This is a genomic window from Bacillus sp. FDAARGOS_235, assembly GCF_002073415.2.
Classification (GTDB): Bacteria; Bacillota; Bacilli; order Bacillales; family Bacillaceae_G; genus Bacillus_A; species Bacillus_A toyonensis.
This window is the reverse complement of record NZ_CP020437.2, coordinates 2,441,945-2,464,874: the sequence shown is the minus strand read 5'-3', so window position 1 is coordinate 2,464,874 and position 22,930 is coordinate 2,441,945. Positions and strand designations below refer to the sequence as shown.

At 35.0% G+C, this 22,930-nt stretch carries 22 protein-coding genes; 15 read left to right on the top strand and 7 right to left on the bottom strand.

The window, feature by feature from the left end:
* Nucleotides 1-266: 266 nt before the first annotated feature.
* From A6J74_RS14585 to lepB, 3 genes are all read left to right on the top strand, one after another.
* A complete protein-coding gene (locus A6J74_RS14585; protein WP_000845698.1) occupies nucleotides 267-1,217 on the top strand; it encodes a DMT family transporter in 951 nt (316 codons plus the stop codon).
* Between the two features lie 123 nt (nucleotides 1,218-1,340).
* Nucleotides 1,341-2,021: a lysoplasmalogenase gene (locus A6J74_RS14580; protein WP_001102002.1), complete on the top strand. Its 681-nt coding sequence runs from the start codon at nucleotides 1,341-1,343 to the stop codon at nucleotides 2,019-2,021.
* A gap of 276 nt (nucleotides 2,022-2,297) precedes the next feature.
* The gene (gene lepB, locus A6J74_RS14575) at nucleotides 2,298-2,834 is read left to right on the top strand and encodes a signal peptidase I (protein ID WP_000983290.1); all 537 of its coding nucleotides are present in this window, start codon (nucleotides 2,298-2,300) and stop codon (nucleotides 2,832-2,834) included.
* A gap of 42 nt (nucleotides 2,835-2,876) precedes the next feature.
* Here lepB and A6J74_RS14570 read toward each other — a convergent pair whose 3' ends face one another.
* Nucleotides 2,877-5,639, bottom strand: a complete 2,763-nt coding sequence (locus A6J74_RS14570) for a tetratricopeptide repeat protein (RefSeq protein ID WP_000151398.1) — start codon at nucleotides 5,637-5,639, stop codon at nucleotides 2,877-2,879.
* Between the two features lie 402 nt (nucleotides 5,640-6,041).
* Between A6J74_RS14570 and A6J74_RS14565 the strand changes: the two genes are divergently transcribed.
* Nucleotides 6,042-6,635, top strand: coding sequence for a DedA family protein (locus A6J74_RS14565; protein WP_000434869.1), 594 nt, complete (start codon nucleotides 6,042-6,044; stop codon nucleotides 6,633-6,635).
* 11 nt (nucleotides 6,636-6,646) lie between these two features.
* On the opposite strand, the gene A6J74_RS14560 is transcribed toward A6J74_RS14565, so the two are convergent.
* From A6J74_RS14560 to A6J74_RS14550, 3 genes are all read right to left on the bottom strand, one after another.
* Nucleotides 6,647-7,075, bottom strand: a complete 429-nt coding sequence (locus A6J74_RS14560; protein ID WP_000100302.1) for an EamA family transporter — start codon at nucleotides 7,073-7,075, stop codon at nucleotides 6,647-6,649.
* Between the two features lie 106 nt (nucleotides 7,076-7,181).
* Nucleotides 7,182-7,328, bottom strand: coding sequence for a BH0509 family protein (locus A6J74_RS14555; protein WP_000817786.1), 147 nt, complete (start codon nucleotides 7,326-7,328; stop codon nucleotides 7,182-7,184).
* A gap of 154 nt (nucleotides 7,329-7,482) precedes the next feature.
* Nucleotides 7,483-7,899: a pyridoxamine 5'-phosphate oxidase family protein gene (locus A6J74_RS14550; protein WP_000550219.1), complete on the bottom strand. Its 417-nt coding sequence runs from the start codon at nucleotides 7,897-7,899 to the stop codon at nucleotides 7,483-7,485.
* A gap of 179 nt (nucleotides 7,900-8,078) precedes the next feature.
* Between A6J74_RS14550 and cax the strand changes: the two genes are divergently transcribed.
* Nucleotides 8,079-9,134, top strand: a complete 1,056-nt coding sequence (gene cax / locus A6J74_RS14545; protein WP_002105682.1) for a calcium/proton exchanger — start codon at nucleotides 8,079-8,081, stop codon at nucleotides 9,132-9,134.
* Between the two features lie 81 nt (nucleotides 9,135-9,215).
* A complete protein-coding gene (locus tag A6J74_RS14540) occupies nucleotides 9,216-10,013 on the top strand; it encodes a YfkD famly protein (RefSeq protein WP_002093842.1) in 798 nt (265 codons plus the stop codon).
* Nucleotides 10,014-10,052: 39 nt separating this feature from the next.
* Here the strand turns inward: A6J74_RS14540 and yfkAB are convergent, their stop codons facing one another.
* On the bottom strand, nucleotides 10,053-11,180 hold the full coding sequence (gene yfkAB / locus A6J74_RS14535; protein ID WP_000156031.1) for a radical SAM/CxCxxxxC motif protein YfkAB: 1,128 nt from the start codon (nucleotides 11,178-11,180) through the stop codon (nucleotides 10,053-10,055).
* 213 nt (nucleotides 11,181-11,393) lie between these two features.
* On the opposite strand from yfkAB, the gene A6J74_RS14530 reads away from it, so the two are divergent.
* From A6J74_RS14530 to truA, 6 genes are all read left to right on the top strand, one after another.
* A complete protein-coding gene (locus A6J74_RS14530) occupies nucleotides 11,394-11,576 on the top strand; it encodes an SE1561 family protein (RefSeq protein ID WP_000513558.1) in 183 nt (60 codons plus the stop codon).
* A 356-nt stretch (nucleotides 11,577-11,932) separates the two neighbouring features.
* Nucleotides 11,933-13,453, top strand: a complete 1,521-nt coding sequence (fumA, locus tag A6J74_RS14525; protein WP_000413539.1) for a class I fumarate hydratase — start codon at nucleotides 11,933-11,935, stop codon at nucleotides 13,451-13,453.
* Nucleotides 13,454-13,579: 126 nt separating this feature from the next.
* Nucleotides 13,580-14,362, top strand: a complete 783-nt coding sequence (gene pdaA / locus A6J74_RS14520) for a delta-lactam-biosynthetic de-N-acetylase (RefSeq protein WP_000875966.1) — start codon at nucleotides 13,580-13,582, stop codon at nucleotides 14,360-14,362.
* Nucleotides 14,363-14,421: 59 nt separating this feature from the next.
* Complete coding sequence (locus A6J74_RS14515) at nucleotides 14,422-15,285, top strand: DNA-3-methyladenine glycosylase family protein (RefSeq protein ID WP_000269448.1); 864 nt, start codon at nucleotides 14,422-14,424, stop codon at nucleotides 15,283-15,285.
* Between the two features lie 10 nt (nucleotides 15,286-15,295).
* Nucleotides 15,296-16,675: a 23S rRNA (uracil(1939)-C(5))-methyltransferase RlmD gene (gene rlmD, locus A6J74_RS14510; protein WP_000615220.1), complete on the top strand. Its 1,380-nt coding sequence runs from the start codon at nucleotides 15,296-15,298 to the stop codon at nucleotides 16,673-16,675.
* A 56-nt stretch (nucleotides 16,676-16,731) separates the two neighbouring features.
* Nucleotides 16,732-17,469 carry a tRNA pseudouridine(38-40) synthase TruA gene (truA, locus tag A6J74_RS14505; RefSeq protein ID WP_000553129.1) on the top strand — a complete coding sequence of 246 codons (738 nt, stop codon included), beginning with the start codon at nucleotides 16,732-16,734 and terminating at the stop codon, nucleotides 17,467-17,469.
* Between the two features lie 48 nt (nucleotides 17,470-17,517).
* Here truA and A6J74_RS14500 read toward each other — a convergent pair whose 3' ends face one another.
* Together A6J74_RS14500 and A6J74_RS14495 are read right to left on the bottom strand one after the other, a co-directional pair.
* On the bottom strand, nucleotides 17,518-17,721 hold the full coding sequence (locus A6J74_RS14500; RefSeq protein WP_000063850.1) for a hypothetical protein: 204 nt from the start codon (nucleotides 17,719-17,721) through the stop codon (nucleotides 17,518-17,520).
* Between the two features lie 81 nt (nucleotides 17,722-17,802).
* Nucleotides 17,803-19,206, bottom strand: coding sequence for a sigma-54 interaction domain-containing protein (locus A6J74_RS14495; protein ID WP_000556687.1), 1,404 nt, complete (start codon nucleotides 19,204-19,206; stop codon nucleotides 17,803-17,805).
* A 301-nt stretch (nucleotides 19,207-19,507) separates the two neighbouring features.
* Between A6J74_RS14495 and A6J74_RS14490 the strand changes: the two genes are divergently transcribed.
* The 3 genes from A6J74_RS14490 (at nucleotide 19,508) to A6J74_RS14480 (ending at nucleotide 22,790) form a co-directional block, all read left to right on the top strand.
* Entirely contained in the window at nucleotides 19,508-19,762 is a 255-nt protein-coding gene (locus tag A6J74_RS14490) for a biotin/lipoyl attachment domain-containing protein (RefSeq protein ID WP_000859494.1), read from the top strand.
* 106 nt (nucleotides 19,763-19,868) lie between these two features.
* The gene (locus A6J74_RS14485) at nucleotides 19,869-21,308 is read left to right on the top strand and encodes an amino acid permease (RefSeq protein WP_000969264.1); all 1,440 of its coding nucleotides are present in this window, start codon (nucleotides 19,869-19,871) and stop codon (nucleotides 21,306-21,308) included.
* A gap of 159 nt (nucleotides 21,309-21,467) precedes the next feature.
* Entirely contained in the window at nucleotides 21,468-22,790 is a 1,323-nt protein-coding gene (locus A6J74_RS14480; protein WP_002047098.1) for an acetylornithine deacetylase, read from the top strand.
* Nucleotides 22,791-22,930 lie beyond the last annotated feature (140 nt).

The window sequence follows — 22,930 nt, the reverse complement described above, 5'->3', positions numbered from 1 at the left end:
CTCGCCCCTTTCAAATTCTTATTGAGAAAAAGAATCAAAATCGAAACCCCTATAAAACGACGAAAGCTGCCATCCGTAACGGATAGCAGCATTTCTGTTAAATCTGATTTTAATAGTTATTATGTTGTAATTATTCTATAGTATAGCATATGTTTTTGAGAGATGATATGTTTTTGTTTCAAGTATAAACCGAAAACTTGTGTTTTTACAGTTCCTTTGGTATATATGAATATTGTTCATAAAAAGATCGGAAAGGAAGACAACAAGTGAAGACAGAGAAATTTTTTACTCATCCGATTGGTGTATTTATTGCTGCGATAGTAGCAACCTTTTTATGGGGAAGCGCATTTCCCTTTATTAAATTAAGCTATGCTGAACTTGGGATTCGGCCACAAGAAGTCGGAGAACAAATATTATTTGCTGGTTATCGCTTTTTCTTATCTGGTATAATGCTCTTATTATTTTTTAAAGCGCTAGGAAAAGATATGCAGTTCAAAAAAGGAACAGGGAAGCAGTTAGTTCAAATTGGTTTGTTCCAAACTTTTCTTCAATATATATGTTTTTATATTGGAATGAGTTATAGCTCAGGAATTGAAGGAGCGATTATTTCAGGAACATCATCATTCTTTCAAATTTTACTCGCACACTTTTTATATAAAGATGATGCTCTCAATATGAGAAAAATAATGGGCGTATCAATCGGATTTTGTGGTGTCATTTTAGTGAATGTACCGAGTGATGGAAGTTTATCATTCCATTTTGGAATAGGTAGCTTATTACTTCTTGGGGCAGCGATGATGTATTCGTATGGAAATATATTAGCAAAAGAGGGTAGTAAAACGTTAGATATTGGGTATATGACAGCATACCAAATGATTTTTGGATCAGTTGGGTTACTATGTATAGGTGCATTACAAGTTGGAGCGATGCCATTTACTTTTAACCTATATACGATACTTATGCTCATATATTTATCGTTCTTATCGGCAGCGGGATTTTGTATATGGAATACAATTATGAAGTATAACAAAGTAGGAAAAGTCTCGATGTATATGTTCTTCATACCTGTCTTTGGTGTGTTATTATCGAGCATGATTTTAGGAGAAGCAATTCATTCATTTGTATTATTCGGTCTAGCATGTGTAGCAGCGGGAATCATTGTCGTAAATCGTACCCCGGCTAAGCAGAAAATGGAGCAAAAAAAACAAGTAGCGTAGAGAACAAAAAAGCGATTAAAATGGAAGAACAGTATTGTTCTTCTTTTTTTATGTAGAAAAAGGAGAACAGACTATATATAACGAAAAAAGATACATTAAAGCATTTATTGAGGAGAACATATTATGAATGTACTTTACATTGTGTTAATCGGACAAATAATTATTTTTTTAACAGGAGCAATTTATGCAATAGGACAGACAAAAAGAACAAGAGAAAATATGCCGTTACCTTTAGCAGTTCGTCTTATTCTTAGTTTTTCTTTAACAGGTAGTGCGATTTGGATATGGCTACAAGATCCATCGATAGAGTATAGCAGCTGGGTTGCATTAGGAATGACTTTATCGACTTTAGGAGATTTATTTATGGCAGGTTTGATTCCCTTTGGCCATCGATTAATTGGAGGGATGGTTACTTTTGCTCTTGCCCATTGTTTTTATGTAAAAGCATTTTTGCAAACAGGTATTTCATGGAATGGTTTTTGGATTGGTTTACTCGTATACGGACTCTTTCTAATTATAGGGTGGTTCTTTTTTATTCGAAATGAAAAACAGGACAAACTGTTTACGATAGGAGCCCTAATTTACGGCTTGTGGGTTGGGGGAATGGCTTGCTTTGCATTCGCCTTATACTATGAGAATACAGGAATATGGTGGATACCAGCGCTTGGTGGTTTGCTGTTTGTGATTTCTGATTTTATTATTGGTGTGACAGATATTGGTGGCCGCAAGCTGAAGTATGAACCACTTTGGATTTGGTTTACATATGTCGCTGCTCAGATGTGTATTGTATATGTAGGACTATAAAAAGATGCTCTCAAAAATAGTAGATAGACTATTTTGAGAGTATCTTTTTCTTTGATATTCTAATATATTTGTTTAATTAGTTTTAGTATTTGTTAAGTGTAAAATTCATAGGAAAATTTCTGCTTAATAAATATAAAATATGATATATCAAAATAATAAACTTGTAAGGAATAGCGTTTTAAAATTTCAATATCATAATTATATAATTTATAATTTTATGGAAAACAACTATCTGAAGTATTTATAATATAAATAAAAAGACAATGAGATGGTGGAATGATGCAAAAGAAAAAACGTTTGCGTGAGTTCTTTGGAATAATTGCAAGTGCATGTTTATTAGCGTTTTTGGCAAAAATCTTTTTGTTTTTCCCTACAACTGTAAAAGGAGCATCTATGAGGCCAACGTTACAAGATGGGGATAAGATAATTGTTAATAAGTTGGCAAAGCAATTTGAAAGTTATGGTAGAGAAGACATTATTGTTGTGAAGACGGATAATTTTTATGTGAAAAGAGTGATTGGGTTACCGGGTGATGTAATTGAGATGAGAAATGACCAATTATATGTGAATCATGAGGTGAAAAATGAGGAGTATTTGCATAGTAATAAAAAACAAGCTGAAAAAAAACTGATGAATTTAACAGAGGACTTTGGACCTATTACAATCCCTAAAAATAAGATTTTTGTTATGGGAGATAATCGCTTAATCAGTAGGGATAGTAGAAATGGTTTAGGACTTATTGATAGAGCAGATGTATTAGGAAAGTTAGAGGCAATTTATTATCCATTTGAACATGTGAAAATAATAAATTAAAGTAAAAAACCAAGCAAATTTCAGTTTGCTTGGTTTTTTATGTTAAACAGTAGGAGACTCGTTAGATACAAAGACGTCTTCATTGTTTTGGTTAGTACTTATAACAAATTTGTGTTGCAATAGTTGTAGTTTAAATAATGCTAAAGGATCATGATAAGTTTCTGGGTTGCTTCTTAGCGTTGCTAATGTTTGTTCGTCTTCTTGTATTTCAAGTTGAGCGGCTTCTACATTTTGTTTCAATACGCTAAGTGGATCTTTAAAGAACATCATGATATCACGCTCTAGTGCACCTTCAAATACTTCAAATTGAAGGAAGAATTGTTTTGAAATTGTTTGGGCAATTTCTGTATAGTCTTCCGTTTCAATATATTGTTTATATTTGTTTGCGAGCATAGATTGGTTTTTTTGCATATTACCAAATAATTTTCCGGCACTCTTTAAGAAAAATTGTGTCGGTGTGAAGCGTAATAAAATGTTGATGTTCGTTACTGTAATTCTATTTGTCATTCGTACGACATCTCGATGCCAATCATCTAGTAATTTGAAATCGCAAGGAAGTTTCATACGTTCTTCTTTATATAATTTATTGAACGTTTCACTCATTTCATCTAAATAAGCTTGAGCTTGAATAAATTCATTATGTGCTGTTTCAATCCAGTCTTGAATAGACCCAGTAAATTTAGGAAGAAGCACTTGTTGTACATGTTTGTCAATTCGTTCGTTCATCGCAGCATTTAATTCTTCATGAACTAATTTGAAATCACTATCTTCTTGAACAAGGTCAGAACAGCTCTGTAATAATTCAGGAATTTGAGAATGTATATCTTGTGTAATTTCTTCTTTCGTTAAAAGATAAGATTCTGTAATAGAACGGATTTTGTCTTTTTCAAGAGCGGTAAGATTGTTAATAAATCCATTAAGTTTTACAGATATATGTTTATTCCAGCGTACTGATTTCACTAATGTATGTTCTAATTCTACACGTTCATTTACAAGGTAAGCGATTGTCTTTTGAGTAAACCATATTAGCTTTTCTATACGTTCTTTCTCTATGTCACGTTCTGCAAGATTAGAGAGAATGGACTCTGTTACATCCCCAAGTTGCTGGCTACTCTCTTGGGAAGGAGAGTACGGGAAGAATTTTGCATTTGGGAAATGGACTGTAAGTTTACTAATTAGATTTTCATTGGTAGTCGTATTATTTGTGTGTAATACGAAATGAATTTGTAAGTTTGGCACTTGTTCACGTAAATAAAGTAATGTATCAAGTTCTTCGCCATGTAATGGTGAGGCAGAATTTAATATGTAAATAAGGCTCTCTGCTGCCTGTAAGTATTCAAAGTATGAGCTGTTTTTATCCAATTGTCCTTGAACAGATGGTGTAACAAGAAATGCAAACTTATTTTTTCTTAAAAATCTACTTGGTAACTTAATTTCTATACATTTTTTCTCAAGTTCTGACTGGGAAGATGTATCCATTATTTGATGGACTTCATCAAAGTTCGAGATGTTTTTTACATCTAGATCATTGAATTCCGTTATTGCAGTTTGACTATCGTCTTTAAATAGAATAGGAGCTGTTAAAGTCTCAGTTAAGATGTTCTCTCCTAATATTGAATTAACGAATGACGCTTTATCATGGTCACTTGTTCCAGCTATTAGTAGTTTATTAACATGTAAATCACATAGTTCATGGACGAGTAGCGTAAATTGATGACTTAAATCTACATCATTTTTCTCGGCCCATTCAGCAATTGTTTCGAATAGATGAGAAACGGTTTCCATATCTACATTTGTTTCAGCTGATGAATTAGAAAGTAAGGCTCCAGCACTTTTTACGAGTAATGATTCTAAAGTTGTAGGTGCAACTTCATTCCATGCTAATACGGCGGCAGAAACAAGTAAGGAATCCTTTGCTTTTGTTAAACTAAACCAATTTGTTAATAAATCAGGAACAAGACCGTTTAATTCATGCATAAAATGATCGCCAGTAATTAATGCAAAGTATGTTTCTTGGTAGCGGATAGAAATTTCATTCCAATTGTCATTGTTATCTGTTTCAATATGTAAAAATAAATGATTCATGCTTTGGATCCAAGAAAGGTATAATGGTTCATTTTGATAGCTGTTCCAAAGGGCAATAACAAACTCTTTAAATTGGACTTGGTCAATTGCATATAAAGCTTTTAAAGAATCATAGAAATATTCTGGTTTGATTTGTTTAGTAAATCCTTGGTTTACGTAATGGATTAAAGTATCGAACCAATGTAATGACTTTGTTCGAATTCCCTCTTGAACTGCAAGTTCGATAGCGTTGTTCCAATCTTCTTGTTTTTCATAGAAAGAACGTGCGATTGCAGTAATATTCGGATAGTCTGGTTGAAATGCCACAGCTTCACTAATCGTCTTAAAAGCTAATCCTAAACGATCTTGCTCGATATAAAGAGAAAGAAGTTGCAAGGAAACTTCCATCGTAAGAGTTGTACCTTCAGTTTGAATAGATTGATAAATTTCTTCTGCTTTTGGTAAGAATCCGAGTTCAAAATAGGCATCAGCAATATTTTTGGTTGCCCAAAGTTCAAGGTCGTTATTTACTTTCTCCCACTTAAATATGGCTGCTTCAAAATCTTTATTTTGATAATAAAATTCACCTTGAGCAAAGCGAATATTAGAAATGTTGGAGAATTCATTTTTAGATTCATTTATGTATGCTTCACCGAGTACTTCCGATACTGGAGTAGAAATTTCTTCTGTTAAAAATGTTTTATAGTAAACTTTTTGGATAAATTGATTTTCAATGGTCATGTTCGTTCCCCCCTGTATAATTTAGAAAAATGATGTTGTATGTAAAAGGGTACATGTTTTTTAATAGATAGAAGTTGTATTATATAGACCAAACTATGTTTTTGCTAGATGTATCATTTTTCTTGAGAGTTAAACCGTTGCGAAAAGTAGCTTTCCTTTATTGTAACAAAAAAACAAGCATATGAATTTTTATTTTTTAATCCTGATTGGTGTGGGCTAATAATCAGTGGAGATAGACAAAATACCCACTGATTAAAGTTTCACTTGATCGCTGTTAAAAGAATGGGTAGAAGTAGAGTTCATTATAAAAACAATGTATAGTGAATATGTATACCATGTTTGTCTTAAAGAGAGAACGGGCAAAATGTGGAATAACGATCGTGCATAGGATGTGTCTTCCGAATGGAACAACATATTGGCGAGTTAATCGCGCATTATGGGTATTTTGGAATTATTATAGCATTGGCTGGTGGGATTGTCGGATTACCGATACCAGACGAGTTTTTATTGACCTTTGTTGGTTATAATGTTTCAAAAGGCGTTATGTCAGGAACTGCTGCTTTTTCAAGTGGGATGGCGGGTGCGATGTTAGGTATTACATTAAGTTACATATTAGGTTTAAAACTCGGTCTGCCTGTTTTAAAAAAATATGGGCCGAAAGTTAGAATTAAAGAACATCACATTGAAAAAACACATGTTTTATTTGAAAAATACGGTCCATTTCTTTTAATGATTGGTTACTTTATACCAGGAGTACGTCATTTAACAGCATATTTTGCTGGGGTTTCGAATTTAACACTTTGGCGTTTTTGCTTGTACGCTTACGGTGGTGCGCTCATTTGGATAAGTGTTTTTATCGGACTTGGCTGGAAGTTAGGAGAGAAGTGGCGATTTGTCGAGTATAGTTTACATCATTATGGAATATGGATTTTAATCATTTCAGCAGTTGTTACATGCATTGTATGGTTTTACATAAAGAAAAAGAAAAACCGCTAATAGCGGTTTTTTTAGCTGAAAGCAATAAATAGTACACCAGCTGTAATAAAGACTACACCGATACCAGTCATAAAGTTTAACTTTTCACCGAGTATAATCATCGCAAGAATAATAGAAAACACTACACTTAATTTATCGATAGGGGCTACTTGAGAGACCTTTCCTGTTTTTAAGGCAAGAAAATAAAATAGCCATGACGAAGCACCTGCAACCCCACTTAATGTGATAAATAGCAGTGCTTTTTTATTTAGCAGTACGTCGCCGATATTTTGAAATTTACCTTGTATAATAATAACGCCTATCATAAATAATGCCATAATAATAGAACGAACTGTCGTAGCAACATTGGCATCGATTCCATCTAAACCAATCTTTCCAAAAATAGATACAAGGGCAGCAGCAATTGCTGATAATAGTGCGAATAATAGCCATGAGCTCATAGTAAAATTCCTCCAATCTTACATTATTATACATGAAAATCATTCTCATGTATTAATAACGAAATAATCCCCACCTTATATTTTTAATAAGGTGGGGATTATTATACTACTCTGCAATTTCCTCATATAAAAAGTAAGTTACATTATAAATATGTTCTACTTCATCGTCTGTCATAAACAATAATTCGTCACGCTCAATTCCTTTTTTCTTTTCAATAAACTCAATCATGTTTTTACGTTCTTCTCTTTTCATCAATTTTATTTCTCCTCTCAGTCTGTTTTAATACAGTTTATTTAAGTTACTGCTATTATATAACAGAATCTTTAGAAAGTTCCACCTATTTTATTGTTTTTTTCAGAAGAATTTTTCGACAAAACAAGCCCACCTAAGGGGGGCTTGTTTTATTTTATAGTCGTAAAAACTCGGGCTCCGTCGTACCTGCACCATCGATGTAATAAATTGTGTCAGGATTGATTTTTATTAATACGTAATTAGGGTCTTCAGGACCAAGTAACCAGCGTTTTAAGCTATTATTCCAAAACTTGTTTTTTAATGTTGAGTCTTCCTCGATTGAAGCTAAGCCTTCAACTTCTATATAATCTTCATCTAATTTTTTTCCTTCTCGTCCAAGCAGTACATGTACATTTGGATTGTTTTCGATATCTGTTATCTTTTTTGATTGTCGATCTGTTGCAACGTATAGTACAAAATCTTCATGGAAAAACATCATAAAAGCGCTGTGTGGCTTCTCATTACGTACAGTAGATAACACACCTGTTCTTTGTCCTTGAATAATCGTTGCAATTTTTTCTTTTAAGTGCATACTTTTAACCTCTTTTCATAATTTATAATTTTCTCCGTTTAAACAAGATAAATTAAATATCTTTCATACTGTTTTCTTCAATCTGATTTTTTAAACGTAATTGTGATGAAATCGGACAAGTTAGGAGAAGAATAATATTAATGATGAGGAGAAATACATACGATGGAAGGATGGAAAGCATGTTTAATAAAATATTTCTTATAGTAGCACTTATAGGTGTACCACTTTCTGTACTCGGAAAAACAATGCATTGGCCTCAAACGATTATGTTTGCTGTATATTGCATTACAATTATCGCATTAGCGGGGTTTATGGGGAGAGCAACAGAAAGTTTGGCAATTGTTTCTGGACCTCGAATAGGTGGATTATTAAATGCAACTTTCGGTAATGCCGTTGAACTTATCATTTCAATTTTCGCACTTCAGGCAGGATTAATTGAAGTTGTGTTAGCTTCGTTAACGGGTTCTGTACTTGGAAATTTACTATTAGTAGGAGGGCTGTCCTTTTTTATAGGTGGATTAAAATATAAAAGACAAAGCTTTAATGTTTACGACGCAAGACATAATTCAGCTTTATTAATTTTTGCTGTTGTCGTAGCCTTTGTTATTCCAGAAATTTTTTCAATGAAGATGGATGCGGGAAAGACGTATCAATTAAGTATTGGCGTATCTATTATTATGATTATTATGTACCTTGCTGCATTGCTATTTAAGTTAGTTACGCACCGTGGTGTATATCAACATAAAAGTGACGAAGTAGTGCATGAAGAAGAGCCAGAGTGGTCGAAAGGTAAAGCACTCCTTATTTTAGCGATAGCGACGATTGCAGTAGCTTATGTGTCGGAGGCTCTCGTGCATACATTTGAGACGGTTGCGAAGTCATTTGGCTGGTCAGAGTTATTTATAGGGGTTATTATCGTTGCAATTGTTGGAAATGCAGCGGAACATGCATCTGCAATTATTATGGCTTATAAAAATAAAGTAAATATTGCAGTTGAAATTGCAGTAGGTTCTACATTACAAATTGCGATGTTTGTTGCTCCTGTATTAGTATTGCTTTCTATGTTTTTTGTACAAAGGATGCCTTTAGTGTTTACAATACCAGAACTTGTGTCCATGATTACAGCTGTTTTCTTAACGATTGCAATCTCCAATGATGGGGATACAAACTGGTTTGAAGGAGGCACTTTATTAGCTGCGTACGTCATTATGGGAATTGGTTTTTATTTATTATGAAAAATAGGCATAACAATTGTGCTCAGAGAAAACAATAAACAAAGTAGTATATATACCTTTATGTAGGAAGGAGCCAGACAGGTGAAACGAGTATACAGCATATGTCTTTCAGCCATGGTCTCGTTTATTTTATTATTTCCTAACAGTAGTTTTGCAAAGACAACGGTAGAAACAAAAATGCCTTCATCTGTTTTAAATATTTCAAAAGACAATACGTTTCCAAACGATGCGCAAGATTTGCCGCGCTTGCAGCCTAGTAAATTTGCTCAAGAACTATTGAAAACAGCAAATATTAAAATTGAAAATCCGGACTTAATTCGGATGTTTAATGAAACGACAATTTCAAATGCACCGCTTGCAGTAGGGTACCGCGCGAAAATTTATTTAGGTCAATGGGCTTTAAATTATGAATCGGTAGATACATCGATTAATTGGGAATATAAACAAGTGAATCGTAATGTGTACGATAATCGAGGAGGAGATCGCTTATATCCACTTCGTTATAAGCAAGAAACTCAAAAGACGATTGAAGGCGATTTAACAGCAGATATGAAAGATGCTACAGACGTGAAAAAAATGATGCTGCTAAAAGCGCTTGAAAAAGTACAGTTGCCACTTTCATTTAAAACGACCATTGGTTATGGTACAGGACATGAGCGTGTGTATAATATTAGTCCGAGTCAACTTGGATATTTATATGCTTATACGCCAGCAGTAAATGAAAAAGGAAAAGTAACGTTTGGAGAAGTGTACCTTGTTTTAAAAGGAAATCAAAAAAGACTTGTTGTAAAAAATGTTACCTCTCAAGGAATTGGAGCAGCTATTCCAATTCATGATCATTTGTTTTTTAAATTTATTTCCTCGTCGCATGCGCAATGAAATAAAAAAACGTCAGCCCATATAAGCTGACGTTTTTATTTATAACATAAGGTTTGATTTTTTTGATAAGAAATCTTCTGTTGGATAGTAGCTGTTTTTTACAAGAACATTCGGTCCAAGACATTTCACCGCAGGGCAATGACAGCTTAATGATTTTGCTGTTTTTGAAGCGCTCCATTTCTCATATGCTTCTTGTAATGTATTTGTTTGTATGTTTCCTAGAAGCGGAACATCACCAAAGTCCGTCACAATAATATTTCCATCGAAAATGTTTACATTTAAACGAGAACGGCCATCTGGATCATTACGTACAGTTACATTTTTACTTTCATGTAATTTCTTAAATGTAGCTAAATCGCGTTCATCATCACTACATGCATAGAAAGGTAATGTTCCAAATAACATCCATACATTTTCGTCACGAATTTCTAATAAATGTTCAATAGCTTTTCGAATTTCGTCTTTTGTTAAAATTTCAAGTGTGCTAGCGAAGTCACTTGGATACATTGGGTGCACTTCATGACGTTTACAACCCATTTCCTCAACGATTTGACGATGAATATGTTCAATGTGTGGTAGAGTTCTTTTGTTTAACATCGTTTCGGCTGATACGAGTACACCTGCATCGGATAGAGCTTTACTATTGGTAATCATTCGTTCGAATAATTTTGCACGTTGTTCATAAGTAGGTTTACGCTCCATCATTGCAAATCCGCCTTCAACGAAGTCATCAATTGTTCCCCAGTTATGAGAAATATGCAGCACATCTAAATAAGGAATAATTTGTTCGTAACGTGCTAAATCTATAGTTAAGTTTGAGTTGATTTGAGTGCGAACGCCTCGTTCATGAGCGTATTTTAAGAGTGGTGTTACATAGTTGTCGACGGATTTCTTTGAAAGCATAGGTTCTCCGCCAGTAATACTTAAAGAACGTAAATGAGGAATCTCATCTAATCGTTTTAATAAAAGCTCCATCGGAAGCGGATTTGGATCTTTCGGCTGTAATGTGTAACCAACAGCACAATGCTCGCAACGCATATTGCATAACGTTGTCGTTGTAAACTCAACGTTTGTTAATAGTAGTTTGCCGTACTCTTCAAGGTCCATATACGCTTCCCATGGATCGTAAGAAGGAGTAATCGGCTTCATTTTTTGTGATATCGTCATATGAAATACTCCTTTGACTATTGAAATAACAATTTGTCCATTCTCTATAATAGAAGAATATGTACTTTTTATAAAGTGAAACTTTTTAGCGGAAAAAGAGAGAGGGCTTACATTATAGCGGATAATCGTGACAAAATTGATGAAATTTCATGCCCATAGCAATCATTTTTGCGGTATAATAAAAGCAACTCGAATTAAAAGGAGAGTGCCTTCATGGGAAAAGCAATTCAAGATAAAGATACACAATTAGTATATTTAAAAGAGCGTTTAAATATGTTCATTGAAGTAATTGATACAATTGAACCTGAAGAAGTAGAGTTAGAAGATGTAGATCGTCTTCTTGCGATGTTAGATGAATTAGAATTAAAATGTGAGCAATTTAAAAAAGACGAATAATATATTAAAAAGGCTGCCAATACAAAATTGGTAGCCTTTTTCTGTACGGATAATAGAAGGAATATAGAAAAAAAGGTATAATCAAGTTGTGAAAAATCTCATTTATACTTTAATAGCATGAAATAAAGTGAAACTTTAATCAGTGGGGAAGTTTATTCCCCACTGATTATTAGCCTTCACCAATCGGGCGTTTACGGGCAGCAGGGCTCCAACCTAACTTCTTTGCTCTAGTCAAATTTCGAGGTGGGAGTGTTACTGCCCGTTCATGCGGGATAAATAAAGGGCTGAAGAGTATAACGATGGAATTTTCATCTCGTAACGTTTTGGTAGCGTTCACAATTGAGGGGGAAGTAACAATGGAAAAGCTTCAAGAAAGCATGTATCAACTAGTTGTTGAAACGTCAACGAACTTACCGAAAGATGTTCGTCGTGCGATTCAACAAGCGAAAGAGCGAGAAAACGCAGGGACTCGTTCAGCGATGGCACTTGGCACAATTACGAATAACATTAAAATGGCAGATGATAACATCTCGCCGATTTGCCAAGATACAGGGATGCCAACTTTTAAAATTTATACACCAGTTGGTGTGAATCAATTAAAACTGAAGGAAGCTATCTATAGTGCGCTTGAGCGGGCGACAAAAGATGGTAAACTTCGTCCCAACTCTGTTGATTCTCTTTTTGGAGACAATAGTGGAAACAATTTAGGACCAGGTACACCAGTTATTAAGTTTGAGCAATGGGAAAAAGATTATATTGATGCACGTTTAATTTTAAAGGGCGGCGGTTGTGAGAATAAAAATATTCAATATAGCTTACCGTGTGAATTAGAAGGACTTGGACGCGCAGGCCGTGATTTAGAAGGAATTCGTAAATGCCTTCTTCATGCTGTATATCAAGCACAAGGTCAAGGATGTAGTGCAGGTGTAATTGGTGTTGGTATCGGGGGAGACCGAACATCAGGTTACGAATTAGCGAAAAATCAATTATTCCGTACATTAGATGACATCAATCCTGTACCAGAGTTACAAAAACTTGAAGAATATGTATTAGAAAATGCGAATAAGCTTGGCATTGGTACGATGGGATTCGGCGGAGAAACAACTTTACTTGGTTGTAAAATTGGCGTATATAATCGCCTGCCAGCTAGCTTCTACGTATCTGTTGCGTATAATTGTTGGGCATATCGCCGCCTTGGTGTAAAAATCCATCCTGAAACAGGAGAAATTATGGATTGGCTATATCAAGAAGGCGACGATACACTGGAGCAAGAAGTGCAAGAAAAAACAGAGCAACGTGAAATTGTATTGCAAGCACCAATTACAGAAGAGCAAATTCGTGAACTTCGCGTTGGTGATGTTGTAACAATTAATGGCATGATGTATACAGGTCGTGATGCAATCCATAAACATTTAATGGATAACGATTGTCCAGTAGACTTAAATGGACAAGTTATTTATCACTGTGGTCCAGTTGTAGTGAAAGACGAGAATGACAATTGGCAAATTAAAGCAGCAGGACCAACGACAAGTATTCGTGAAGAGCCATACCAAGGGGATATTATGAAGAAATTTGGTATTCGTGCTGTAATTGGTAAAGGCGGCATGGGTGCAAAAACATTAGCAGCATTAGAAGAACACGGCGGCGTGTACTTAAACGCAATTGGTGGTGCGGCGCAATATTATGCGGAATGTATTAAAGAAGTGAAAGATGTTGATTTCTTACAATTTGGTATTCCAGAAGCAATGTGGCATTTACGTATTGAAGGTTTTAAAGCAGTTGTAACGATGGACTCTCATGGTAATAGTTTACATGCTGATGTTGATAAAACATCGCTTGAAAAATTAGCGAGCTTTAAAGAGCCAGTATTTAAGTAAACAAAAATGCACCTCGAATGATTCGAGGTGCATTTTTTTGGTATATATAGAAAAACATGTTCAGCATGAAAGAAAGCAGAGAAACAGAAACTACAGGTACGATTATATATGGAAAGGAGACTATTTATGAAATATAAATGGTTATATATAGGTCTCATTTTTTCAATTATGATGGCACTTGTTCCAGTTTCAACATTGGCTTATACAAACACTCCACATAACTGGGGAATTCCGCGTCCTAAAAATGAAATAGTACCAGATGCAGGGAAACTTTATACAGAATTGCTACAAAAAAATGGCGGATTTTATTTAGGGGATACGAAGAAAAAAGATATTTATTTAACATTTGATAATGGATATGAAAATGGTTATACAGGCCAGATTTTAGATGTATTAAAAGAGAAGAAGGTACCAGCCACTTTCTTTGTAACAGGGCATTATATTAAAACCCAAAAAGATTTGTTGTTACGAATGAAAAATGAAGGGCATATTATTGGGAATCATTCTTGGAGTCACCCAGATTTTACAGCAGTAAACGATGCAAAACTTCGTGAAGAATTAACGAGTGTAACAGAGGAAATAAAAAAAGTAACAGGGCAAAAAGAAGTGAAATATGTACGTCCTCCGCGCGGCGTATTTAGTGAAAGAACATTAGCTCTTACGAAAGAAATGGGCTACTATAATGTATTTTGGTCACTTGCATTTCTTGATTGGAAAGTGGATCAGCAAAGAGGGTGGCAGTATGCGCATAACAATGTAATGACGATGATTCATCCAGGATCTGTTTTATTACTTCATGCAATATCAAAAGATAATGCAGAAGCACTTGCGAAAATCATTGATGATTTGCGCGAGAAAGGGTATCATTTTAAAAGTCTAGATGACTTAGTGAAAAGCAATCAACCGTAAGCATGTATGCTTGCGGTTTTCTCATGCTATAATGATGTGTAAAAAGGATGGGGAAACGTATGTGGAGCGAACATGTTACGTTAGAGTATCCGTATCATTTTGAAGAAGTATTAAAACGTTTATCTTTTGATCCTCTCAACGTCATTCAATTAGATGAGAAAGTCATTTATGTCCCGCTTTGTATAGACGAGGAACAGGTTGTTGTTCGCTTGCAAGGGATTGGTACTGTTCAAAATCCACAGTTTTGGATTTCTAGTCAGACAGGAGATCCGGAGAAAGTCATGAAACGAATGAGGGCCATTTTTCATTGGAATGAACCGTTTCAAGATATACAAAATCATTTTTTAAACACATCATTACGTCCACTATTTGAAACATATGCTTATACTCCAATTATTTTAGAATTTGATTATTTTGCTTGTCTTCTTCGCTGTATCATTCACCAACAAATAAATTTGAAATTTGCTACTGTGCTAACAGAACAATTTGTGAAACGGTATGGAACAGAGAAGAACGGTGTATTCTTTTTCCCTACTCCGGAAATAGTAGCAAATATTTCAATAGAAGAATTGAGAGAGCAGAAGTTTAGTCAGCGAAAGGCTGAATATATAGTAGGATTAGCAGAACGTATTGCCCGTGGTACATTAGATTTAGCGAGTATAGAAACTGGGACGGAAGAAGAAGTTTCAGCACAATTGTTGCCAATTAGGGGAATTGGTGCATGGACAGTGCAAAACTTTTTAATGTTTGGGCTTGGGCGGAAAAATATGTTTCCGAAAGCGGACATTGGGATTCAGCGTGCAGTGCAAGGTGTATTTCAATTAGATGATAAACCTGATGATGCATTTTTAGAAAACGTGAAACAAGAGTGTGAACCATACTGCAGTTATGCAGCGTTATATTTATGGAAAAGTATAGAGTAGAGGTGTAATCATGATACAAAAGCAACATGAGAGTAAGTTGGAAGTTGGTCAAACGTTTCCTGTGACAATTAAACGTCTTGGGATTAACGGAGAAGGCGTTGGTTATTTTAAGAGACAAGTTGTTTTCATTCCAGGGGCATTACCAGGAGAAGAAGTCGTTGCTGAGACAACGAAAATTCAGCGTGGCTTCGCTGAAGCGAAAGTGAAAAAGGTTCGTAAAGCTTCACCACATCGTGTGAAAGCGCCATGTCCAGTATATGAGGAGTGCGGTGGCTGTCAGCTACAACATTTAGATTATAAAGAACAATTAAATCAAAAACGTGATATCGTTGTACAAGCATTTGAGAAGTACATGAATAACACTTTGGAAGAGAAAATTCGTCCGACGCTTGGTATGGAAAATCCATGGCATTATCGTAATAAGAGTCAATTACAAGTGGGGCGTAAAGACGAGAAAGTTATTACAGGGTTATATAAACAAAACTCACATCAGTTAATTGATATTGCCCATTGTATGATTCAACATAAAGCAACGAATGAAGCGACAAAAGTTGTAAGACGTATATTAGAAAAACTAAATGTTTCTATTTACAATGAGAAAAAACAAAAAGGTTTAGTACGCACAATTGTAACACGTACTGCAGTTCAAACAGGGGAAGTACAAGTTACACTTATTACAACAAAAGAAGAACTGCCAAATAAAGAACAATTTATTGCAGAAGTACAAAAACAGATGCCAGCTGTTAAATCAATTATGCAAAACGTAAACTGGCGTAAAACATCTGTTATTTTTGGCGACAAAACATTTAAATTAGCTGGAAAAGAAGTAATTCAAGAAACACTTGGTGATTTATCATTTGAATTATCAGCACGTGCATTCTTCCAACTGAATCCAGAGCAAACGGTTGTTTTATATGATGAAGCGAAAAAAGCAGCTGCTTTAACAGGGAATGAGAAAATTGTAGATGCGTACTGTGGTGTTGGTACAATTGGTCTTTGGCTTGCGAATGATGCGGCGGAAGTACGTGGTATGGATGTAATTCCAGAAGCGATTGCAGATGCAAGAAAAAATGCGAAACGTCACGGATTTACAAACACGAAGTATGAAGCAGGTAAAGCTGAACAATGGTTACCAAAGTGGGTAAAAGAAGGATGGCGTCCAGATGTAATTGTTGTCGATCCACCACGTACAGGTTGCGATGATAAATTATTGGAAACAATTTTAAAAGTACAGCCGAAACGAGTTGTGTACGTATCTTGTAATCCTTCATCGTTAGCACGTGATGTGAATGCATTAATGAAGAGTTATGAAGTGGAATATGTGCAGCCAGTTGATATGTTCCCACATACAGCTCATGTAGAAAATGTAGTAAGACTTGTTAAAAAGTAAAGTTTATTCATATTCCCTCACGATATGAGGGAATATTTTCTATGAAGGAGAATACTATGCACAATTATAAATTAACGATTCAGTATGACGGTGCGCGTTATAAAGGGTGGCAACGTCTCGGTAATAATGATAATACGATTCAAGGGAAAATTGAGAGTGTCATATCTGAAATGGTCGGGAAAGAAATTGAAATTATCGGCTGTAGTAGAACGGATGCTGGTGTACACGCTTTGAATCAAGTGGCTAACTTTAAGAGTGATGAGAAGTTAGTGGAACATAAAGTGAAAAAGTATTTAAATCAATATTTACCAAATGATATTAGTATTACAAGTGTGGAAGAAGTGCCAGATCGTTTCCATGCTCGTTACAACTCTAAGGCGAAAACATATCTTTATAAGATTTGGAATGAAGAGCATACGAACCCATTCATGCGTAAACACAGCATGCACGTGAATAAAAAATTAAATGTGGAAAGCATGAAAAAAGCTGCGAAACATTTAGTTGGTTCACATGATTTTACTGCTTTTTCAAATGCAAAATCTAAGAAAAAGTCTATGGTTCGAGAAGTATATACGCTTGAGGTTTCTGAAGAGGCAGGATTTGTACAAATTAGAGTAAGTGGTAACGGCTTCCTTCATAATATGGTGCGAAAAATTGTTGGAGCATTAATTGAAGTTGGATTAGGACAATTAGATGCTGAAGCAATTCCGAACATTTTAGAGGAAAAACAGCGCAATCAAATTAATTGTCTTGCTGAGGCAAGTGGTTTGTATTTGGAGAGTGTTGAGTTTTAATCAGTAAAAAATCGAGCTGTGTAGGCTCGATTTTTTTATGTTTTGCTGTTAAGAAGATTTCTCTTTCTTCATACGTATTTTCAAATTCCAAAAAGCAGCAAGCATAATAGCTGCAAAGGAGCCGAAAATTGTTCCTAATAGCTTTGCATAAGGAGAGCTGCTTACATCGGCATTAATGAATAACATCATACAGAGAATAGTAGGGAAAAAGTATAAGTATTGTATTAACTTTAATTTTTTATCATTACTCATATATATCGCCCCTTTCTAGCATGTTATATGTTTAGTTTAACACATTTTACCAATTTTTCTACGATTGGAGAAAGGTTCATTTCATATTTGTAAATGAAGTTTTTTAATTCGATATTGTAAGTTTTGTCTACTCAATCCTAAAAATTTTGCTGCTTGTGAGATATTACCATTATTCTCTTTAAGAATTTGAGTGATGTAGTTTTTTTCTATTTCTTCTATCGTGTGCTTTAAAGTTTTAGGTGTATCAGCATTGTAATTAGTTAGTGAAGGTTGCATATTGAATTCTTTTTTTATTCGTTCGCGAAAGTGAGTGGGTATATGAAACGCTGTAATGATATTTTCATCTTCTATTAAGTTCATTGAACCTTCAATTATATGTTCCAATTCTCGTACGTTTCCGGGCCAATCGTATACATAAAAGAATTCTCTTACATGTACATCTACATCCGTTACGCTGAGCCCGAATTGAATATTGTACTTTTCGATAAAGTGCTGAACAAGAGCTGGAATATCTTCTTTTCGTTCCCGTAAAGGTGGAAGACATAAAGTAACGACGCTTAATCGGTAATATAAATCTTCTCTTAACCGATTGTGTGCAATAGCTTCAAGAGGGTCTTCATTAATAGTTGCTATAATACGAACATCAATTTCTTTTTCTTGTGCGCCTCCGATTCTTCGTATTGTTTTTTCTTGTATAGCCCGTAGTAACTTAGCTTGAAGCGTTGGGCTTAATGAGTTGATTTCATCTAACAACAAAGTCCCACCATTTGCTTCTTCAAATAAACCAGATTTATCTATTGCTCCTGTAAAGGCACCTCGATTCGTACCAAATAATAAGCTTTCCATTAGGGTATCAGGTATAGCTGCACAATTTTGTGAAATAAACGGTTTTGTTGAACGCTGACTTTCATTATGTATACTTTGTGCAAATAGTTCTTTGCCAGTCCCTGTTTCTCCTACAAGAAGTATAGATGAGGATGTACGAATTACCCTCTTTCCTTCTGCAATGATTGATTGAATAGCTCCAGAATCACCAATTATGTGGTCAAAGGTGAATTTAGTATTTTGTTTTCGAGAAGGGCTCATTTTTATTGGTTGCTTTAAGTGACTAATCTCTTTTGAAATTTCAATAGCACCTTTAATTTTTCCATTTTCTATTATAGGGAAAGTATCGTTAATCGTCGTAATTTCTTGTCCTTTATTGTTAAAATACGTTTGTTTTATATTTTTTTTTGTTTTTCCAAATTTTAATGCCTCTATAAGAGTACTATTTTTATTTTCTTCAAATGCAAATACCTCTAAGGGACTTTTATATAGCACATCTAAGCGGTTCATTGATTCAATTTCCATCATTTTGCGGTTATAGATAATCGTTTTACTTTCCTCATTAATAATATGAATCCCGATATCGAGTTCATTGAGTAAAGCTTCATATAGCGCATTCATTTCAATAATTTGTTTAAAATTAATTTCTTCTGTATGCATGTATCATCTTCTCCTCGTTTCACCCTATGAAGACTGACTTTTTATAATTTTATTAAAATTCTCATAAAATCGCAAAATTTTTTTGCTATTTTCTTTCAAAACTTTTTAAATGATAGAAAAATTTTGCGGTTATGTAGATTTTTTTGTACGAAATCTTAATTTTTATATAGATATTGAGGTTGGTACGTATCTTGCATAAATAATAATTGAAATCTTTAAATGAAAGGAGTGGATGAATTAGAACTTTTCATAGGGTATGCGACATTTCAGTGCAAATTAATTAAGAGGAGGAATTTATTAAGTGAAGACGGTTATAGAAGGCGTGTATAGTCCTTGTTACGGGAAAGTAGAGAAATTATTTGTTACTGAAAGTTCTTACGTATATGAGTGGGAGAAATTAGCGTTAATTGAAACGATAGATAAACAGAAAGTAGAAATTAAGGTAGGCATCAGTGGTTATATCGAATCTTTAGAAGTGGTAGAAGGACAAGCTATCGCTGATCAAAAACTATTAATAACAGTAAGGGATGACCTTTTAATAACAGGTAGTGATTAATATAAGTGATATGTATTTTGCACTTTTTAATAATTAATTTTACGATGAAGAGTTTTAAAAGCGCTTACAATTAATGGGTTTTAAAAAATGAAAAGGGGGGATTTATGTGATGGATCAAAGCCAAGGATTAAAAAGGGAATTGAAAAGTCGGCACATATTTATGATTGCACTCGGAGGGGTTATTGGTACGGGTCTTTTTTTAGGATCTGGTTATACAATTCATGAAGCTGGACCTGGAGGAGCGATTATAGCGTATCTTGTTGGCGGGTTTGTTATGTATTTAACGATGCTCTGTCTAGGAGAGTTAGCGGTTGCAATGCCTGATGCAGGATCTTATCAAACGTATGCAACAAAGCACATTTCGCCTGCAGCGGGTTATGTAGTCGGCTGGATGTCGTGGCTAAACTGGTCTGCTACGATAGGCATTGAATTAATTGCAGTTAGTATTTTGATGAAACGCTGGTTTCCCGATGTACCGTCATGGATTTGGTGTGTAGTGTTCGCAGTACTGCTCTTTGCTATTAATGCGTTATCTTCAAGAAGTTTTGCGGAAGTTGAATTTTGGTTTGCAAGTATTAAAGTAATTACAATCATTGCATTTATTATTTTGGGCGGGGCAGCGATGTTCGGTTTTCTAGATATGAAAGGAAACGAACCAGCACCGATGTTTTCTAGTTTTACTGATTATGGAGGGTTGTTTCCAAATGGATTATCAGCAATTTTAATTACAATGATTGCAGTTAATTTTGCTTTCCAAGGAACAGAACTAGTTGGAATTGCAGCTGGTGAGAGTGAAAATCCAGAGAAAACGATCCCGAAGGCAATTAATAATACAGTTTGGCGCATACTCGTTTTCTTTGTACTATCTATTTTTATTCTTGCAGGACTATTTCCTTGGCAGCAAGCAGGCGTAATAGAAAGTCCATTTGTAGTCGTATTTGATAAAATTGGTATTCCTTATGCGGCTGATATTATAAATTTTGTTATTATTACAGCGGTATTATCGGTTGCGAATTCAGGATTATATGCAACTTCCCGTATGCTATGGTCTATGTCTAATCAAGGAATGATTAGCCCGATTTTTGGTAAGTTATCTAAAAACGGTGTTCCTATTTATGCGTTGATTGTAAGCACGATTGTAGGATGCCTCTCATTATTATCAGGTATTTATGCGGAAGATACAGTTTATTTATGGCTTCTTTCAATTGCAGGGTTCGGAGCAATATTAGTTTGGGCATCGATTGCTTTATCTAACTTATTAGCTAGAAGGACATACGTAAAGCAGGGCGGAGATATTAAGGATTTGAAATTTAAAACACCATTGTATCCATTTGTTCCACTTCTTGCGTTAGTATTAAATTTAACAGTAATTGTTGGCATGGCTTTTATTCCTGAACAAAGAATGGCTTTATATTGTGGTATTCCATTTATGATTGTTTGTTTACTGTTTTATCGCGCTACCAGAAATAAGAGAAGTAGCGTAGAACATATTGAAAAGACAAACACAACTGAATTAGAAAGTTTACCCCGCATTAACGGGCAGTAAAACTCCACTTCAAAATTCGGCTGGAGATAAACTGCCCGTAAACGCCCGATTGGTGAAGGCTAACAATCAGTGGGGGATGAACCTCCCCACTGATTATAGTTTCACTTTATAATAGTGAGTCATTTAGAGACTGTAAAATTGTAAACAGTCTCTTTTTTTGTGAAAATAAAGCTGGAAACATACTACGTATGCAAAGGGGAATTAGCGATGAATCCAGAAATTTCGCAGTTGTTAAAACAAATAGATTCAAGGAAAGAGGAATTGCTCGAACTTACAAAAACATTAATTCGTTTTGAAACACCAGCGCCACCAGCGAGAAATACAAATGAAGCACAAGAATTTGTTGCAGATTTTCTAAGAAAACGAAATTTTAGTATTGATAAATGGGATGTATATCCGAATGACCCGAACGTTGTTGGTGTAAAAAAAGGGACGGAAAGCGGGACATATAAAAGTCTTATTATTAATGGACATATGGATGTAGCTGAAGTGTCGATAGATGAGGCATGGGAAACAAATCTGTTTGAGCCGTTTATAAAAGACGACTGGTTAGTTGGAAGAGGCGCGGCAGATATGAAAGGTGGATTAGCTGGATCCTTATTTGCTATTCAGCTTTTAGAAGAAGCGGGAATTGAATTGCCGGGTGATCTAATATTTCAATCAGTAATTGGAGAAGAAGTAGGAGAAGCAGGAACACTTCAATGTTGTAAACGTGGTTATGATGCTGATTTTGCAGTCGTAGTGGATACGAGCAATTTACATATGCAAGGACAGGGGGGCGTAATTACTGGATGGATTACTGTGAAAAGCCCGCGAACGTTTCATGATGCAACACGTAGACAAATGATTCATGCCGGAGGACGTCTATTTGGAGCGAGTGCAATTGAAAAAATGATGAAAATTGTGCAAAGCTTACAAGAACTGGAGCGCCACTGGGCAGTCATGAAAACGTATGAAGGCTATCCATCGGGAACAACAACAATTAATCCAGCTGTTATTGAAGGTGGCCGGCATGCAGCGTTTATTGCTGATGAGTGCCGATTGTGGATAACAGTACACTTCTATCCAAACGAAACGCATGAACAAATAATAGAAGAAATAGAAGCGTATATAAGAAAAGTAGCAGCTGCTGATCCATGGTTAAGTGAAAATCCACCGCAATTTAAGTGGGGCGGAGAGTCGATGATTGTGGATCGTGGTGAAATTTTTCCTTCTTTAGAAGTAGATAGTGAACATGTAGCTGTAAAAACTCTTAGTGCGGTACATGAATCTATTTTATCTAAAAATGCAATTTTAGATATGTCTGCAACAGTAACGGATGGTGGGTGGTTTAGTGAATTTCATATCCCCGCCATTATTTATGGGCCAGGTACACTAGAAGAGGCCCATTCTGTAAATGAGAAAGTTGAAGTTGAACAGTTAATTGAATTTACAAAAGTAATAACGGCGTTCATATATGAATGGTGTCATACGAAAAAATAGATTTGTATATTGAAATCGTACGGGTCTGCAACTTGTACGATTTTTTAGTGAACTATTTCAGAGTTGAACTTAAACAACAGCTGAAATAGTTTTTTATCCCGCTATTCGCCGGGCAGTAAGCCCCCCACCTCAAAATTCAG